At 69.9% G+C, this 16,082-nt stretch carries 20 protein-coding genes, 1 tRNA gene and 1 pseudogene; 16 read left to right on the forward strand and 6 right to left on the reverse strand.

What is annotated here, in order from left to right; genetic code table 11:
• The first annotated feature begins 20 nt into the window (after positions 1-20).
• The 12 genes from ccmA (at position 21) to ACKVMH_RS07385 (ending at position 8,693) form a co-directional block, all read left to right on the forward strand.
• Positions 21-680, forward strand: coding sequence for a heme ABC exporter ATP-binding protein CcmA (ccmA, locus tag ACKVMH_RS07330; RefSeq protein WP_412699800.1), 660 nt, complete (start codon positions 21-23; stop codon positions 678-680).
• The gene (gene ccmB / locus ACKVMH_RS07335) at positions 677-1,372 is read left to right on the forward strand and encodes a heme exporter protein CcmB (protein WP_412699801.1); all 696 of its coding nucleotides are present in this window, start codon (positions 677-679) and stop codon (positions 1,370-1,372) included. The genes ccmA and ccmB overlap by 4 nt, the downstream gene beginning before the upstream one ends.
• Before the next feature lie 6 nt (positions 1,373-1,378).
• Positions 1,379-2,128: a heme ABC transporter permease CcmC gene (ccmC, locus tag ACKVMH_RS07340; protein ID WP_215218127.1), complete on the forward strand. Its 750-nt coding sequence runs from the start codon at positions 1,379-1,381 to the stop codon at positions 2,126-2,128.
• Positions 2,125-2,313, forward strand: coding sequence for a heme exporter protein CcmD (ccmD, locus tag ACKVMH_RS07345; RefSeq protein WP_215218128.1), 189 nt, complete (start codon positions 2,125-2,127; stop codon positions 2,311-2,313). Before ccmC ends, ccmD begins: the two co-directional genes overlap by 4 nt.
• The gene (gene ccmE, locus ACKVMH_RS07350) at positions 2,310-2,798 is read left to right on the forward strand and encodes a cytochrome c maturation protein CcmE (RefSeq protein WP_215218129.1); all 489 of its coding nucleotides are present in this window, start codon (positions 2,310-2,312) and stop codon (positions 2,796-2,798) included. The genes ccmD and ccmE overlap by 4 nt, the downstream gene beginning before the upstream one ends.
• Positions 2,798-4,759 (forward strand): heme lyase CcmF/NrfE family subunit, encoded by a 1,962-nt coding sequence (locus ACKVMH_RS07355; protein WP_215218130.1) that lies wholly within the window; start codon positions 2,798-2,800, stop codon positions 4,757-4,759. Before ccmE ends, ACKVMH_RS07355 begins: the two co-directional genes overlap by 1 nt.
• Positions 4,756-5,307 (forward strand): DsbE family thiol:disulfide interchange protein, encoded by a 552-nt coding sequence (locus ACKVMH_RS07360; protein WP_412699802.1) that lies wholly within the window; start codon positions 4,756-4,758, stop codon positions 5,305-5,307. The genes ACKVMH_RS07355 and ACKVMH_RS07360 overlap by 4 nt, the downstream gene beginning before the upstream one ends.
• Entirely contained in the window at positions 5,307-5,777 is a 471-nt protein-coding gene (locus ACKVMH_RS07365; protein WP_215218132.1) for a cytochrome c-type biogenesis protein, read from the forward strand. Before ACKVMH_RS07360 ends, ACKVMH_RS07365 begins: the two co-directional genes overlap by 1 nt.
• On the forward strand, positions 5,777-6,781 hold the full coding sequence (locus tag ACKVMH_RS07370) for a tetratricopeptide repeat protein (protein ID WP_412699803.1): 1,005 nt from the start codon (positions 5,777-5,779) through the stop codon (positions 6,779-6,781). The genes ACKVMH_RS07365 and ACKVMH_RS07370 overlap by 1 nt, the downstream gene beginning before the upstream one ends.
• Positions 6,782-6,785: 4 nt before the next feature.
• Positions 6,786-7,919: a homoserine O-acetyltransferase MetX gene (metX, locus tag ACKVMH_RS07375; protein WP_412699804.1), complete on the forward strand. Its 1,134-nt coding sequence runs from the start codon at positions 6,786-6,788 to the stop codon at positions 7,917-7,919.
• 21 nt (positions 7,920-7,940) lie between these two features.
• Entirely contained in the window at positions 7,941-8,534 is a 594-nt protein-coding gene (locus ACKVMH_RS07380; RefSeq protein ID WP_215218135.1) for a cysteine dioxygenase family protein, read from the forward strand.
• Positions 8,535-8,606: 72 nt separating this feature from the next.
• Positions 8,607-8,693, forward strand: a tRNA-Leu gene (locus ACKVMH_RS07385).
• A 65-nt stretch (positions 8,694-8,758) separates the two neighbouring features.
• On the opposite strand, the gene ACKVMH_RS07390 is transcribed toward ACKVMH_RS07385, so the two are convergent.
• The 6 genes from ACKVMH_RS07390 to ACKVMH_RS07415 all read right to left on the reverse strand — a co-directional run bounded on the left by ACKVMH_RS07390 (position 8,759) and on the right by ACKVMH_RS07415 (position 13,132).
• Positions 8,759-9,262, reverse strand: a complete 504-nt coding sequence (locus ACKVMH_RS07390; protein ID WP_412699805.1) for a hypothetical protein — start codon at positions 9,260-9,262, stop codon at positions 8,759-8,761.
• A 111-nt stretch (positions 9,263-9,373) separates the two neighbouring features.
• Complete coding sequence (locus ACKVMH_RS07395) at positions 9,374-9,850, reverse strand: hypothetical protein (protein ID WP_412699806.1); 477 nt, start codon at positions 9,848-9,850, stop codon at positions 9,374-9,376.
• 8 nt (positions 9,851-9,858) lie between these two features.
• Positions 9,859-10,068 carry a PspC domain-containing protein gene (locus ACKVMH_RS07400; RefSeq protein WP_215218138.1) on the reverse strand — a complete coding sequence of 70 codons (210 nt, stop codon included), beginning with the start codon at positions 10,066-10,068 and terminating at the stop codon, positions 9,859-9,861.
• 72 nt (positions 10,069-10,140) lie between these two features.
• On the reverse strand, positions 10,141-11,247 hold the full coding sequence (locus ACKVMH_RS07405; RefSeq protein WP_412699807.1) for a class III poly(R)-hydroxyalkanoic acid synthase subunit PhaC: 1,107 nt from the start codon (positions 11,245-11,247) through the stop codon (positions 10,141-10,143).
• Positions 11,248-11,249: 2 nt separating this feature from the next.
• Positions 11,250-12,434, reverse strand: a complete 1,185-nt coding sequence (phaE, locus tag ACKVMH_RS07410; RefSeq protein ID WP_412699808.1) for a class III poly(R)-hydroxyalkanoic acid synthase subunit PhaE — start codon at positions 12,432-12,434, stop codon at positions 11,250-11,252.
• Between the two features lie 68 nt (positions 12,435-12,502).
• Entirely contained in the window at positions 12,503-13,132 is a 630-nt protein-coding gene (locus tag ACKVMH_RS07415) for a CDP-alcohol phosphatidyltransferase family protein (protein WP_215220332.1), read from the reverse strand.
• Between the two features lie 80 nt (positions 13,133-13,212).
• On the opposite strand from ACKVMH_RS07415, the gene dinB reads away from it, so the two are divergent.
• From dinB to ACKVMH_RS07435, 4 genes and pseudogenes are all read left to right on the forward strand, one after another.
• Entirely contained in the window at positions 13,213-14,304 is a 1,092-nt protein-coding gene (gene dinB, locus ACKVMH_RS07420; protein WP_412699809.1) for a DNA polymerase IV, read from the forward strand.
• A 253-nt stretch (positions 14,305-14,557) separates the two neighbouring features.
• On the forward strand, positions 14,558-15,328 hold the full coding sequence (locus ACKVMH_RS07425; RefSeq protein ID WP_412699810.1) for a LexA family protein: 771 nt from the start codon (positions 14,558-14,560) through the stop codon (positions 15,326-15,328).
• On the forward strand, positions 15,328-15,933 hold the full coding sequence (gene imuA / locus ACKVMH_RS07430) for a translesion DNA synthesis-associated protein ImuA (RefSeq protein ID WP_412699811.1): 606 nt from the start codon (positions 15,328-15,330) through the stop codon (positions 15,931-15,933). Before ACKVMH_RS07425 ends, imuA begins: the two co-directional genes overlap by 1 nt.
• A gap of 6 nt (positions 15,934-15,939) precedes the next feature.
• Positions 15,940-16,082 (forward strand): annotated as a pseudogene (locus ACKVMH_RS07435) (DNA polymerase Y family protein); the annotation flags it as partial.

Consider the following 16,082-nt stretch of genomic DNA (forward strand, 5'->3'; position numbering starts at 1 on the left):
TCGACCGTGCGCCGTAACCCATGCCCCTGACCGACCCGCCCGCGCAGCCGCTGCTGGAGGCCCGCGGCCTGCGCTTCGCCCGCAACGACGACCCCGTGTTCGGCCCGCTCGACTTCAGCGTCGATGCGGGCGAGGCACTGCTGGTGCAGGGCGACAACGGCGCCGGCAAGACCACCTTGCTGCGCGTACTGGCCGGCCTGCTGAGCGCCGATGCCGGCGAGATCGACATCGACGGCGGTGCCGCAGGGCCGGCGCGGCGCGCGCGGGCGATCGCCTACCTCGGCCACCTGCCCGGGCTGAAGGCCGACCTCAGCGTGCTGGAGAACCTCGAATTCCTGTGCGGCCTGCAGGGGCGCCGCCGCGGCCAGTTGCCGGAACATGCGCTCGGGATCGTCGGGCTGGCCGGCTACGAGGACGCGCTCGCGCGGCAACTTTCGGCCGGGCAGAAGAAGCGCCTGTCATTGGCCCGCCTGTGGCTGTCCCCGGCACCGTTGTGGCTGCTGGACGAGCCCTACGCCAACCTCGACCTGGAAGGCATCGAACTGGTCAACCGGATGGTGCAGGCGCACCTGCGCGCCAGCGGCGCGGCACTGGTGACCACCCATGGTGCCTATGCCGCCCCGCCCGTCCGCACCCGGCTGCTGGTGATGACCCGACCCGTCGCCGAGCGCGCCGCATGAAGGCGACCAGCCCCCTGCCCGGCCTGCCCGGGACCGCCTCGGCGCTGATGCGCCGCGACCTGCGCCTGCTGTGGCGCCGCCGTGGCGATGCGCTGCAGCCGGCCCTGTTCGCGCTGCTGGTGATCGTGCTGTTCGCGCTCGCGCTGGGTGGCGAGGCGAAGGTGCTGGCCAGCGTGGCCCCGGCCGTGCTCTGGGTCGCGGTGCTGCTGTCGGGCCTGCTGGCGCTGGACACGCTTTTCCGCGGCGATGCCGAGGACGGTTCGCTGGAGCAGTGGATGCTGGCGCCGGTGCCGCTGGCATGGCTGGTCGGTGTGCGTACGTTCATGCACTGGGCGACGACCGCCCTGCCGTTGCTGCTGGCCACCCCGTTCCTGGCCGAGCTGATGCACCTGCCGCGCGGCCAGTTGCCGGTGCTGATGGCCTCGCTCGCGCTCGGCACGCCGCTGCTGAGCCTGCTGGGTGCGGTGGTTGCCGCGCTGACCGTCGGGATGAGGCGCTCCGGTATACTTCTGGCATTGCTTGCGCTGCCCTTGTACGTCCCCGTACTGGTGTTCGGGGCTGGCAGCGTGGCCGCTTCGGCCCAGGGAATGGACCCGGTCGGCGCGCTGCTGCTGCTGGGGGCCGGACTGGTGGTTTCGCTGGTGCTGGCGCCGCTGGCCGCCGCCGCCGCGATCCGCATCGCCCTGAACTGAAAACAGATGAATCCTCTGATCCGCTGGTTCCACAAACTCGGTTCGCCTCCCTACTTCGACCGCTTCGCCGCCCGCTGGGCGCCGTGGGGTTACGGGCTGGGCCTGCTGGTGATGCTCTGGGGCGCCTACGGGGCGCTGTTCCTGGTGCCGGCCGACTACCAGCAGGGCGACAGCTTCCGGATCCTCTACATCCACGTGCCCAGCGCCTGGATGAGCATGCTGGTGTTCGGTCTGATGGCGCTGTACGCGGCCATCGCGCTGGTCTGGCGCATCAAGCTGTGCGAGATCCTGGCCATGGCCTGCGCGCCGATCGGGGCGGGTTTCACCCTGATCACGCTGGTGACCGGTTCGATCTGGGGCAAGCCGATGTGGGGCACCTGGTGGGACTGGGACCCGCGCCTGACCACCGAGCTGATCCTGCTGTTCCTCTACCTGGGCGTGATCGGCCTGTACAACGCCATCGACGACCGCCGCGCGGCCGCGCGTGCCGCCGGGTTGCTGGCGATCGTCGGTGTCGTCCTGCTGCCGGTGATCCGCTACTCGGTGATCTGGTGGAACTCGCTGCACCAGGGCCAGACCATCCGCATATTCGGCGAGTCGACGATGGACCCGTCGATGATCCAGCCGCTGGTCTGGATGCTGATCGGCACCAAGCTCTGGTTCGTCGGCGCCCTGCTCGCCCGCTCGCGGGCCGACAACCTGCGCCGCGAAGCCGGCAAGGCCTGGGTGGCGACACTGGCCGGGGGCTCGCGATGAGCTACCTGGGCTACGTGGTCGCCGCCTACGCCGTGTTTGCCGTGGTGCTGGCGTGGGACCTGGTATCGCCGCTGCTGCAGGTCCGCCGCGAGCTCCGCGCGGCGCGCCGCCGGGCGCAACGCCAAGCGGCCGCGCGGACGTCCGCGCCGCACACCCCCTCCGTTACCGACGAGTTGACCCGATGAATCCTGTCCGACGCCGCCGCCTGCTCTGGGTGCTCGCGCTCGTGGTGGCCGCCGCGATCGCCGCAACCCTGGTCGCAATGGCGCTGCAGCGCAACGTCGCCTACCTGTACACGCCCAACGAGGTGATCAGTGGCGAGGCCGGCGCCGACGTGCGCTCGGGCCAGGCCCGGTTCCGCCTCGGCGGCATGGTGGCCGAAGGCTCGCTGCGGCGTGTCGATGGCACGCTGGAGTCCCACTTCGACGTCAGCGATGGTGACGCCCTGATGCCGGTCACCTACACCGGGATCCTCCCCGACCTGTTCCGCGAGAACCAGGCCGTGGTCGCGACCGGCCGCATGGACGGCGACCGCTTCGTCGCCGAGGAAGTGCTGGCCAAGCACGACGAGACCTACATGCCCAAGGAAGTCGCCGACAAGATGGGCCAGGCGCACCAGAAACACGACGTCGACGCGCCGGCCGCGGGCACCGCCGGATCGGCCAACTGATGCTGCCCGAATTCGGCCAGGTCGCACTGGTCCTCGCACTGCTGGTGGCGATGCTGCAGGCCGCGCTGCCACTGGTCGGCGCCCAGCGCGGGATCGGCGCGTGGATGGCCACCGCGCGGCCGGCCGCCTATGCGCAGCTGGTGCTGGTGGCCCTGGCGTTCGGCATTCTCACCGAAGCGTTCGTCAGCCAGGACTTCTCGGTGCGTTACGTGGCCGAGAACTCCAACTCGCTGCTGCCGATGGTCTACCGATACACCGCGGTCTGGGGCTCACACGAGGGCTCGCTGCTGCTGTGGGCGCTGGTGCTGGCGTTGTGGACGGCGGTGGTGGCGCGTTTCTCGCGGGCGCTGCCGGCCCAGGTGATCGCGCGAGTGCTTGGCGTGATGGGCATCGTCAGTGTCGGCTTCCTGGCCTTCCTGATCTTCACCAGCAACCCGTTCGACCGGTTGCTGCCGGCGGCGGCGGAGGGACGCGACCTCAACCCGCTGCTGCAGGACCCGGGGATGATCATCCACCCGCCGATGCTGTACTTCGGCTACGTGGGCTTTGCCGTCCCCTTCGCGTTTGCGATCGCCGCACTGCTGGACGGCCACGTCGACGCGCGCTGGCTGCGCTGGACCCGGCCGTGGACCAACGTCGCCTGGGCGTTCCTGACCGCCGGCATCGCGCTGGGCAGCTGGTGGGCGTACTACGAGCTGGGCTGGGGCGGCTGGTGGTTCTGGGATCCGGTCGAGAACGCCAGCTTCATGCCGTGGCTCGCCGGCGCGGCGCTGCTGCATTCGCAGGCGGTCACCGAGAAGCGTGGCGCCTTCCGGGGCTGGACCCTGCTGCTGGCCATCGCCACGTTCTCGCTGTCGCTGCTGGGCACGTTCCTGGTGCGCTCGGGCGTACTCACCAGCGTGCATGCCTTCGCGGCCGACCCGACCCGCGGGCTGTTCATCCTGATCTTCCTCGGCATCGTCATCGGCGGTTCGCTGGTGCTCTACGCGCTGCGCGCACCCGGCGACAGCGATGGCAAGGCCGACCCGCGCCAGTACTTCGCCGCAAGCTCGCGCGAGACCCTGTTGCTGGGGAACAACCTGCTGTTGTCGACCGCTTGCGCGATGGTGCTGCTCGGCACGCTGTACCCGCTGCTGGCCGATGCGCTGGAGCTGGGCAAGATCTCGGTGGGGCCGCCCTACTTCGCGCTGCTGTTCACCCTGCTGATGGCGCCGCTGGTGCTGCTGCTGCCGTTCGGCCCAGTGACGCGCTGGCAGCGCGAGCAGGTATCGCGGCCACTGGCGATGCTTGCGCCGTGGGCCGGGCTCGCGCTGGCGGCCGGCGTCGCGGCGTTCTTCTTCGCGCCGCAGGGTGCATGGAAGGTGGCGGCGGGCGTCACCGGCGCCGTGTGGGTCGGGCTGGGCACGCTGCGCTTCGCGTGGTCGCGGCTGTCGGCCAGCGGGCGGATGACCGCCGAGATGTGGGGGATGACCCTGGCCCACCTCGGCGTCGCGGTGTTCCTGGCCGGCGCGCTGCTGGTGGAAGGCCTGAGCCTGCAGAAGGAGCTTGCGGTGAAGCCGGGCCAGACCGTCGAGCTGGGCGGACATGCGTTCCGGTTCGAGGGCGTCGAGCATCGCGTCGGCCCCAACTACGAGGCCGACCTGGGCACCGTCCAGGTCTTCCGCGACGGCGCCCCGTTGGCGACCATGCATCCTGAAAAGCGCGCCTATGTCAGCGGCGGCCAGGTCATGACCGAAGCCGCCATCGAGCGCAGCGTGACCCGCGACCTGTACGTCGCGCTGGGCGAACCGCTCGGCGGCGATGCGTGGGCCATCCGCGTACACATCAAGCCGTTCGTGCGCTGGATCTGGGTCGGCGCGTTGCTGATGACGCTGGGCGGGCTGGTCACCGCGGCCGACCGCCGTTTCCGCCGGGTCGACGCCCGCCCCGGTACCGCCAACACCGCAGGGAGCGTGCAATGACCACCAACACATCCAAGGCCCGCTGGCTGCCACTGGTCGTGTTCGGCCTGCTGGCCGCGCTGCTGCTGGCCGGCGTGATCCTCAGCCGCCAGGGCAACCGCGAGGCACTGCCCTCGCCGTTGATCGGCAAGCCTGCGCCCGCCTTCGAGTTGCCGGTGCTGCACGAGGCCGGCCGCCTGGTGTCGTCCACGGAGCTTCTGGGCGAGCCCTACCTGCTCAACGTCTGGGGCAGCTGGTGCCCGGAGTGCAGGGTCGAGCACCCGGTGCTGACCCGGTTCGCCGAGACCAAGCGCATCCGCGTGATCGGCTACAACCTCAAGGACGAGCACGCCGACGCGCTGCGCTGGCTCGAGCAGTTCGGCAACCCGTACTGGCTGGTGCTGACCGACTACACCGGCGACAAGGCGATCGACTGGGGCATCTACGGCGCACCGGAGACCTTCCTGGTCGACGCGGCCGGCGTGATCCGCTGGAAGCACGTGGGCCCGGTCAGCGACGAGACCATCCGCGACGAGCTGATCCCGCTGCTCGACCAGGTGGACGGCTGATGCTCCGCGTGCGCGCCCTGCTGACGCTGGTGTTGCTCACGCTGGCGTGGGCGCTGCCGACCGCCGCGCTCGCGCAGGCCGCGACCACCGTCGCCCCGCCGGAGTTCACCAGCCGCGCCGAAGCCGAACGCTTCCACGCGCTGACGGAAGAACTGCGCTGCGTGAAGTGCCAGAACCAGTCGCTGGCCGATTCCAATGCCGCCATCGCCCAGGACCTGCGAAACGAGGTGCTGGTGCTGATGCGCAAGGACATGACCGACGCCGAGATCAAGCAGTACCTGGTCGCACGCTACGGCGAATTCGTGCTGTACCGCCCGCGTGTCGAACCGACCACCTGGCTGCTGTGGTTCGGTCCCGCCGTGCTGCTGCTGGCGGGCGGGCTGGTGGTGGTGGGCATCGTGCGCCGCCGTGCGGACCCGCGTGCGGCCGCTGCTCCGGACGAGGCGCGCGACCAGGACCAGGAGTGGTGATGAGTGTGTTCGTGATCGCCAGCCTGGTGCTGGCCCTGCTGGTCCTGGCGCTGGTGTTGCGCCCGGTTTGGCGCGACCGGCCGCTGGCCGGTGCCGGCATGCTGGCCGGCCTGCTGGTCACCACGGGCTTGCTGTATGCCTTGGTCGGCACGCCGCGCGCGCTCGACGCCAGCCAGCGACGCGCGCCGGAATCACTGTCGGAGGCGATCGTGCAACTGACCGCCGAACTGGAACGCGATCCCAACCAGATCGAAGGATGGCGCTTGCTGGCGCGCGCTCACGCGGCCGAAGGCCGATTCGCCGAGTCGCGTGACGCCTACGCCCGCGCGGTGCTGCTCGCCCCGGACGAACCCGCCCTGCTGGCCGAGGCCGCCGAGGCCCGCGCCAAGGCCGACCCGTCCCGCCTGTTCGACGAAACCGCGGTGGCGATGCTCCGCCACGCGCTTGAGATCGAGCCCCAGCACCAGCGCGCCCGCTGGTTCCTCGGCATCGCCCGTCGCCAGGCCGGTGCGGCCGCCGAGGCCGTGGCGATCTGGGAGCCGTTGCTGGCCCAGGTCGACGCAACCACCGCGGCCAGCCTGCGCGAGCAGATCGACCTGGCCCGCGCCGATGCCGGGATGGCGCCGCTGCCGCCCGCCCCTGAAACGGCGGCATCCCCCGCCACCATCACCGCGAGCGTCTCGCTCGACCCGGCCCTGGCGATGCGCTACCCCGACGGCGCCAGCGTGTTCGTGATCGCGCGACGCCCCGGCGGCCCCCCGATGCCGGTCGCGGTCGAGAAGCTGCAACCCACCGGCTTCCCGCTGACGGTCACCCTCACCGACGCCGACAGCCTGATGCCGACTGCCCGCCTCTCCGACCTGCCACAGGTCGAACTGCTTGCACGCGTGTCCGCCAGTGGCGACGCCACCCCGCGGGCGGGCGACTTCGAATCGGCACCGGTGGTGGTGGAAAACGGCGCGGAGGTTTCGGCAGCGTTGATGATCGACCGTGTGGTCGAATAGGCGCATGACCGAATTCATCCCGCCCGGTACCCGCTTCATCGACCTGCCCTCGCCGTTCCCGATGCGACGGGGCGGCGAGATCCACCACGCACGGGTCGCCTACGAAACGTGGGGCACGCTCTCGCCCGCACGTGACAACGCCCTGCTGATCGTCACCGGGCTCTCGCCCGACGCCCACGCCGCCTCCAACGACGCCAACCCCGAGCCGGGCTGGTGGGAGGCGATGGTCGGCCCCGGCAAGGCGATCGACACAGACCGCTGGTTCGTCATCTGCAGCAACGCGCTGGGGAGCTGCAAGGGGTCCTCCGGCCCCGCCTCCGCCAATCCCGACACCGGCGAGCCCTACCGCCTGGACTTCCCCGAGCTGTCGATCGAGGACGGCGCCGAGGCGGCCGCCCACCTGGTGCGGACGCTGGGCGTCGACCAGTTGGCCTGCGTGGTCGGCAACTCGATGGGCGGGATGGTGTCGCTGGCGATGCTAGCCGGTCACCCGGGCATCGCCCGCACGCACATCAACATTTCCGGCGCCGCCAAGGCCCTGCCGTTCTCGATCGCGATCCGTTCGCTGCAGCGCGAGGCCATCCGGCTGGACCCGAACTGGAACAACGGCTGCTACGACGACACCAGCTACCCCGAGTCGGGGATGCGCATGGCGCGCAAGCTCGGCGTCATCACCTACCGCTCGGCGCTCGAGTGGGACGGCCGGTTCGGCCGCGTCCGGCTGGACTCCGACCGCGCCGACGACGATCCATTCGGACTGGAGTTCGAAGTGGAGAGCTACCTGGAGGCTCATGCCCGGCGCTTTGTCCGCCGCTTCGACCCCAACTGCTACCTCTACCTCAGCCGCTCGATGGACTGGTTCGACCTCGGTGACCACTGCGCCGGGCGCTGCGGCGACGCCGAGACCGACACCCGCGCCGGGCTGGCGGCGATCCGGATCGAGAAGGCGCTGGCCATCGGCGCGGAGACCGACATCCTGTTCCCGCTGCAACAGCAGCGCGAGATCGCCGAAGGGCTGCGGGCCGGCGGCGCCGATGCGAGCTTCCTGCCGTTGCCGTCGCCGCAGGGCCACGACGCGTTCCTCGTCGATTTCGACCGGTTCTCCCCGGCCGTGCGTGGGTTCCTCGACACCCTCTAGCGCCCGGGTAGAATCGGACGCATGAACGCCCAAGCCCTGCCCGACATCCCGTTCCCCGGCCACGACAAGCTGGTCCATGCGCTGGACGCGGCCGTCACCGCCGGCGACCAGCACGCCATCACCTCGGCGCTGCGCAACACCCTGTGCCGGATGATCCGCGACCGCGACGTCAGCCTGCCGCCGTGCGTATTCGAACCGATCGAGGACCACTATGCGCGGCGCGAGATCTACCGCAGCCCCGAGCACGGCTACAGCGTCGTAGCGATGACGTGGGGCCCGGGCCAGGGCACTCCGGTGCACGACCACTGCGGCCTGTGGTGCGTGGAGGGCGTCTGGGACGGCGAACTGGAGATCACCCAGTACGAGTTGCTCGAGCGCGACGACGAGCGTTTCCGCTTCCGTGCCGCCGGCGGCATGGTGGCCGGGCCCGGCAGCGCCGGCAGCCTGATCCCGCCTCACGAGTACCACGCCATCCGCAACACCAGCGGCGACGAGGTCGCGGTGTCGGTGCACATCTACAAGGCCGCCATGGAAGGCTGCTCGATGTTCATCCCACAGGACGGCGAGTGGTTCACCCGCGCCGACAAGGCGCTGCCCACCGACGAGGCCCACTGACGGCCGAGCGGCGAAGAGCGCACACGCATTTGGCCCCGCGCCCGGAAGGTTGTCGGCTATACTTCGCGCCCGGCCGAAGTGGCGGAATCGGTAGACGCAGCGGACTCAAAATCCGCCGCCCTTAAAAGCGTGTGGGTTCGAGTCCCACCTTCGGCACCAGACAAAAGGCCTGCAGTCGCAGGCCTTTTTGTTTGCCGGCGCGGCGGCAGTCCAGTGCAGGGGGCTTACATCCCGGGGCTTTCGCTGACCCAGGCGCGGCCTTCCACATGCTCGACCAACACTACCCGACGGTCGCGAACCAGCGTCTCCACCGTGCGCGATACGAAGCGCATGCCGAGGATGTCGAGCACGCTGCGGACCTCGACCCTTGCCGACTTCCGGTCGTCGGACAGGTTGATGGCGTTGATCTCGTAGGTGTAGCCGAAGGGAACCTCGTTGCCGAGCAGCTCCATCAGCGGCTTCATCTTCTGGAACATTTCCTGGGTGTCGCGGCATGCGGAATCGCGCGAGACCAGCTGGACCTGCTCACGCGGCCCCACGTAGGTGGTCATCCTGCCGGACGCGTCCTTGGAGAGCATCGCGCAGAGAGTGTCGGCATCCAGCGCCAGGGTGGCGTCGCGCTGGGCCACGTAATAGGCGCGTACATCCGCTTCGTCGAGCTTGCTGCCATCGACGAACACGAACCAACCCAGACCCGCGAACACCGCGAGCAACACGTACTTGAGCATGTCCCCTCCCCTTGGGTGCGATGCGCCGGTGCGGCGCCCGGCCGTGCGCCTCCCCGCGCATGACCGGTCCGCATTATGGGACACCCGACCGGAAGCGTGAAGCCGGTCGCACTATGCCGGCCGCCGCAGCGGCGGCGCCGGCCACGGCCACCACCCCTGGCCGGTCAATGCGTAGCGGTCGGCGGCGCGCTCGAAGCGGTTGCGCGCACTGACGCCACCGAACGCCAAGTACACCGGCAGGAACAGCGGGCCAAGCACCATGTACTGGAAGACGTGCGCGCGCTCGTGGTCGGCCAGGCGGACGGCGGGCTCCTCGCACCAGCCGGCGCGGTGGGCGTAGGTGCGGCAGGTGCCATCGAGGTCGGCACCGGTATGCACGATGACGTTGCCAAGTGTGATGGCGCCGCCGGGGCCCCATGGCCAGTCATGGAACACCAGTGCGAGGTCGTCGCGCCGCCAGTGCGCGTGCGCGCCGAAGGGAATACCAAGCGAACCGAGCAGCAGCCCGGCGACGGTGTTGGGAAGCGTCCATGCCGCGCCCGCCAGTTGCAGCAGCGCGGTCCACGCCGCATCGCGCCGGCGTGCCATCGGGTCGGTCAGGCGACCTCGCCTTCTTCCGGCATAAGCAGCCACATGATCAGGTAGACCAGGATGCCGGGGAACGCGGCCGAGGCGATCGACACGATCACGAAGACGACCCGCAGAAGGGTCGAGTTCCAGCCGAACCGGCGTGCGATGCCTCCCATGACGCCCGCGAGCATGCGGTCGTTGCGGGAGCGGACGAAGGGGCGGTGGGTGTGTTCCATGGGCTCGACGGGACGACGGAGTTGCCTCGAGTCTAGTGCGTTGTCGTGATGGCTGCGTAAGGCGGACGCCGCTCAGTGCGAACGCACCGCCAGCCAGTCGTGGATCGCCTGCGGCACCTCGCGTTGCGCACGGCTGGAGACGTAGATGCCGATGTGACCGCCACGGAACGACAGTTCGCTGTAGTCGCTGCCGCCAACCAGCCCGCCCAGCGCCTTCGACGACGAGGGCGGCACCAGGTGGTCCGCCTCGGCGAAGACATTCAGCACCGGCATGTTGACGTGGGCCAGGTCGACGGGGCGTCCACCGATCTCGATGCCGCCGTTGACGAAACCGTTCGCCTGGTAGAACTGCCTAGCGAACTGGCGGAACGCCTCGCCGGCCTGGTCGGGCGAGTCGAAGATCCACGTCTCCATGCGCAGGAAGTCCTCCAGCGCGCGGGGGTCGTCGAGGATGTCCACCAGTCCCACGTACTTCTGCACGAACAGCCGCCAGGGCTTGAGCGTGAGGTAGGTGAAGTTCATGACGTCGGCGGGGATGTTGCCCAGCGTGTCGACCATCAGGTCGATGTCGGTCCCGCGCACCCAGTTGGCCAGCATGTTGTCGTCGGTGTGGAAGTCCACCGGCGTCACCATCGTCACCAGGTTGCGCACCTTGCGCGCGTTGAGCGCGCTGTAGCACAGCGAGAACGCGCCGCCCTGGCAGATGCCGAGCAGGTTGATCGCATCGATGCGGTGGCGCTCGCGCAGGTGGTCGACCGCACCCCCGAGGAAACGCTGGATGTAGTCCTCCAGGTCGAGGAAGCGGTCCGACCGGTCGGGGTAACCCCAGTCCAGCACGTAGACGTCCTCGCCGCGCTCGAGCAGGCCACGCACGATTGATTTGTCCGCCTGCAGGTCGACCATGTACGGCCGGTTGACCAAAGCGTAGGCGATCAGCAGAGGAACCTTGGCGGTCGGCGCGCGGCCGCCTTCGATCGCATCCCCGCGGAAGCGGTACAGCACGACCTTGCCATCGCGCCAGACCTCTTCCTTCGGGGTTGCGCCGTAACCGGTGTCGCCCACCTGTCGCAGTGTCTGCAGGCCTGCACCAAGCTTGGCCTGGAGGCGCATCGCCTCGTGCGCCAGGGCTTCGGGGGTGATGTCCAGCGGACCGATGACGGGGGAATCGGAACGGTCCATGGTCAGCGTGCCTTGCCGCGCCGGGCGGCCGTGGAGGTGGCGGTCTTGGCGGTTTTTGCGGTTTTCGATGCGGGGGATTTCGAGGCCTTGGGCTTCGATGCGGCGGCCTTTGGATTACCGCCCTTCTTCACCGGGGCCGCCTCGGCGGCTGGCTTGCTGTCGGACCGGGTGGTCGAATTCCTCGTGGCTCGTGCGGCAGACGGAGCGGCCGGCGAATCGGCCCGCTCGCGCATCCGCCGAAGTTCGCGCTCAAGCTGCGCCACCTTGCGATGCGAGGCATCGATCTCGGTGCGGGTCGGGATTCCGAGGGCGTCAGTGAGTTGTTCGACCTCGCGCTGGACCGCGGCGCGCAGTCGCATCTGCGCATCGGTCATCGCGCCATAGGCATCGCGGAACCGCGGCGACAGCGCGACGTCGGCGTAGGCCTCCTCGGCGGCGTCGATCCACAGGTCGAACAGCGCACGGACGGACCCGAGTTGCTTGCCAGGCGCACTGCGCTCGACCAGCTTGTCCTCGAAACGGCGGAACGCCTCCTGCCCCGCCTCGGCCATCAGCTCGTGGTAGGAACGCGCCTGCTGCTGGTAGTCGAGCTGCGCCCGTGCCAGTTGCTGCCAGCGTTGCTGGTGCTCGCGGGTGAAGCCGAATGCGGGCAGCCCGAGCCAAGAGCGACCTTCGCCGACAAGCTGCTTCAGCCACGGCGAAACCTGCGCGTACCACTGCTCGAACCCCTGCTGGCCCGACCCCTGCATGCCGCGCAGCGCATCGGCGAACGGGTTGCCGCCCTGGCCGGCGACCATCCGCTGCCACGCCGCGGCGATATCGCGCGCACTGGCGTCCTGCCCACCAAAGCGCGCCGCCAATTGCTGCATCTGTCCGAACCAGCCCTGCGCCTGCGTGCCGAACCGCCGCAGCGCCTCGTCGGCCGTCGGGCTGGCGCCACCGGCAAGTTGCGACCACCAGGCAGCCGCCTCGTTCCAGCCGGGCATGGATGCCGGACCCGGCATGCCCCAGGCAGCGCCCAGCGGATTGTCCGTACCGAATCCCGTCGCCGCCTGTGGCGTGGCACCCCCCGCCGCGCGCAGCAACTCGCCCCAGCGGCTCCAGTACTGACGCGACAGTGCCGCGAAATCATCGCTGCCGAAATGGTCGCTGCCGAAACCGGCGTTCCCGAAACCCTGATTGGCCATGGCGTCCTCCGCGTTGGCCGCGATCATAGCAACGCAGGTGTGTCAGGCCGTCGGCATCGGGCGGTGTTTCAGGGCTTGGGAATGCGGACCGTCTTGCTGACCATCAGCGAGCCGGAGATCGCGAACATCAGCACCAGCGGGTGGAACTGCCACGGCCCCAGCTTGACCATGCCCAGCCACAGGTCCGTACCGATCGCGCCCTGCGCCGCGGCGATCCACAGCACCACCACCAGCACCAGGCTGGTCGGGATCGGCGTGCCCTCGAAATACTTCACCTTGCCCTCGTCGCCCGACAGCTGCTCGGCAGTGACGTTGTAACGGGCCAGCCGGCTGACGCCGCAGCCGACGAAGTAGCTCAGCACCACCCAGTCCCACCCGCCCTGCAGGCCGCAGGCATAGGCCAGCGCGGCGGGCGCGACGCCGAAGGAGATCACGTCGGCCAGCGAGTCCAGCTCGCGGCCGAGGGTGGAGGCCGACTTGCGCCAGCGCGCGACCCGGCCGTCGACCGCATCGAAGATGAAGGCCAGCGGGATCAGCGCCATCCCGATCATCAGGTCGCGCACCCCGCCCTCCTGCAGGAACCGCATCGCCGCGAAGATCGCGCCGGTGCCGCAGAAGGCATTGGCGAGGGTGAACCAGTCCGCCAGGTGGAACTCGCGGAACATCGAGAAGTGGCGACGCTGCATGCGGCGCTCCATGAAGGCGTAGCCGCCAGACTGCCAAACCACGGGTGAAATGTGTAGGAGCGCACGCGCCCCCGGCACGCGACAATGGCGCCATGGCCCCGCCACGCAGGATTCTCCACGTCGACATGGACGCGTTCTACGCGTCGGTCGAGCAGCGCGATGACCCTACATTGCGCGGCCGTCCCGTGGTGGTGGCATGGCGCGGCGCGCGCTCGGTGGTCTGCGCGGCCAGCTACGAGGCGCGCCGGTTCGGCGTGCGATCGGCCATGCCGGCCATCCGCGCCGAGCGGCTGTGCCCGCAGGCGGTGTTCGTGCCGCCCGACTTCACGCGCTACAAGGCGGTTTCGCGGCAGGTGCGCGAGATCTTTGCCCGGCACACGCCGCTGGTCGAACCGCTGTCGCTGGACGAGGCCTACCTCGATGTCACCGGGCTCGCATCGGGGCTGCCGTCGGCCACGGCCACCGCCGAGGCGATCCGCGCGGCCATCTTCGAGGAGACCGCACTGACGGCGTCGGCCGGCGTCGCCCCGAACAAGTTCATCGCCAAGATCGCCTCGGACTGGAACAAGCCCGACGGCCTGTGCGTGGTCAAGCCGCACCGGGTGGAGGCGTTCCTGACACCGCTGGCGGTGAGCCGCCTCCCGGGGGTCGGCAAGGTCATGCAGGGCAAGCTGGCCGAACTGGGCATTACCACGGTCGGCGACCTGCGCGACGTGCCGGTCGCCGTGCTGGAGCAGCGGTTCGGGCGCTGGGGGCGGCGCCTGCACGAGCTGTCGCTGGGGATCGACGACAACCCGGTCCGGCCCGAGCGCCCCACTGTGCAGATCTCCTCGGAGGACACCTTCGAGCACGACCTGCACCTGGACGAGCTGGAGCCGCACATCCGCCGTCTCGCCGGCAAGACCTGGGCCGGCTACCAGCGCGAGCGCCAGCAGACCCATCCGCGGCTGGCGCGCACGGTGGTGCTCAAGCTCAAGACCGCCGACTTCCGCATCCTGACCCGCAGCCTGACTCCCTCCCGGCGGCCGGACACGCTGGACGTGCTGGCCGACACCGCCTGCGACCTGCGCGCGCGCATCGACCTGCCGCCGGCGACGCGCTACCGGCTGGTGGGCGTCGGGCTGGGCGGGTTCGTCGACCAGGACGACGTGCGGGCGCAGTCGGACCTGTTCGAGATGGCGTGAGCCGGCTCCAGCCCAGGGTCTGGATCGCCTCGGCCACCTTGTCCAGCGGATCTCCAGGAACTCGGTGGTTCCAGGCGATGTACAGGTCGCGACTTACGTCGCTCCTACAACCGCGTTCCGCGGGGTGTCCGAACGGGTGAGACGGGGGTGTGGATGCTTAACGGACATCGATCCCACGTGAGCTTGCCGACGTAACCCACTGACTTTCCGGGCCCCACTTTTCGCACCTTCATTTGTTACTAGAATTAGTACCATGCACCTGACCGACACCCAGCGCCGCCTGTTCGAGTTCCTCCGTGAGCACATTGCCCGGCACGGCTATCCGCCGTCGCAGATGGAGATCGCGCGGGCGTTCGGGTTCCGCCAGAACCGCTCGGCGCGCTACCACCTCGAGGCCCTGGCGCAGGCCGGGCTGATCGAGCTGTCGGCCGGACGGGCGCGCGGGATCCGGCTCACCGCACCCGGCACGGGGCGTGGGCGAGGCAGCCGCCACGCGGCCGCGCATCCCGCGACCGGGTATCCCGGCAGCGCTGCACTCGCCAACCCGTGGCCCGACCTGTTGCAGGTCCCCCTGCTCGGCCGGGTCGCCGCAGGCACACCGATCGGTTCCGACCCGGAAGTCCGCCGCGAAATCGCCCTNCTGTTGCAGGTCCCCCTGCTCGGCCGGGTCGCCGCAGGCACACCGATCGGTTCCGACCCGGAAGTCCGCCGCGAAATCGCCCTCGACCGCTCGCTGTTCCGCCTGCGTCCCGACTACCTGCTGGAGGTCGAAGGCGACTCGATGCTGCTCGACGGCATCCTGCCGGGCGACCTGATCGGCGTGCACCGCACGCCACAGGCGCGCAGCGGCCAGACCGTGGTGGCGCGCGTGGAGGGTGAGTTGACGGTCAAACGGCTCGACAGCGGCCGCGACCACCTGCGCCTGCTGCCGCGCAATCCCGCCCACGCGCCGATCGAGATCGATGCACGCATCACCGACTTCGCCATCGAAGGCCTGTTCGCCGGTCTCGTGAGGCCGTCCTGATGGGCGCGGTCGTCGCCCTCGACAGCCTGCTGGAGTCGCGCCGGGTCTGGCGTGGCCAGCCGGCTCCCCGTGCGCCTTCCCGGCAGCCCACCGGCCACGCCTTGCTCGACGACGCCCTGCCCGACGGCGGCTGGCCCGAGCACGCACTGACCGAACTGCTGCTGCCTGCCGACGGCATCGGCGAGCTGCGCCTGTTGTGGCCGACCCTGGCCCGGCTGTCCCAGGCCGATGGCATGGTCGCGCTGGTCGACCCGCCCTACCTGCCGTTCGCCCAAGGCTGGGCCAGTGCCGGCATCGATCTCAAGCGTCTGCAGGTGGTCCGTACCGACCCCCGCAACGCCCTGTGGGCGACCGAGCAATGCCTGCGTTCGGCCGCCTGCTCGGCCGTGCTGTGCTGGCCCCGCAGCGCCGACGACCGCACCCTGCGCCGGTTGCAGGTGGCGGCCGAAACAGGCCAATGCCTCGGCTTCGCGATGCGGCCGTTGAAAGCGGCCGCCAACCCGTCCCCCGCCGCACTTCGGATCGCGATCGACGCCCAGCCTGCGCAGTTGCGCGTGCTCAAGTGCCGCGGCGGCAACCCGCCGACGCGGGCGATTCCATTCTGAAAAACCATGCTCTGGGCCTGCATCCTCCTGCCGCAACTGGCGCTCGACGGCGTCATGCGCCGCCACCCCGACCCTGACGCCCCGCTGGTGCTGGTCACCGGGCCGGCGCAGCGACGCGTGCTGCACGCGGTCAACCCCGCGGCCCGGGC

It is taken from the genome of Lysobacter zhanggongensis, assembly GCF_046638635.1.
In the GTDB taxonomy this organism is placed as follows: Bacteria; Pseudomonadota; Gammaproteobacteria; order Xanthomonadales; family Xanthomonadaceae; genus Novilysobacter; species Novilysobacter luteus.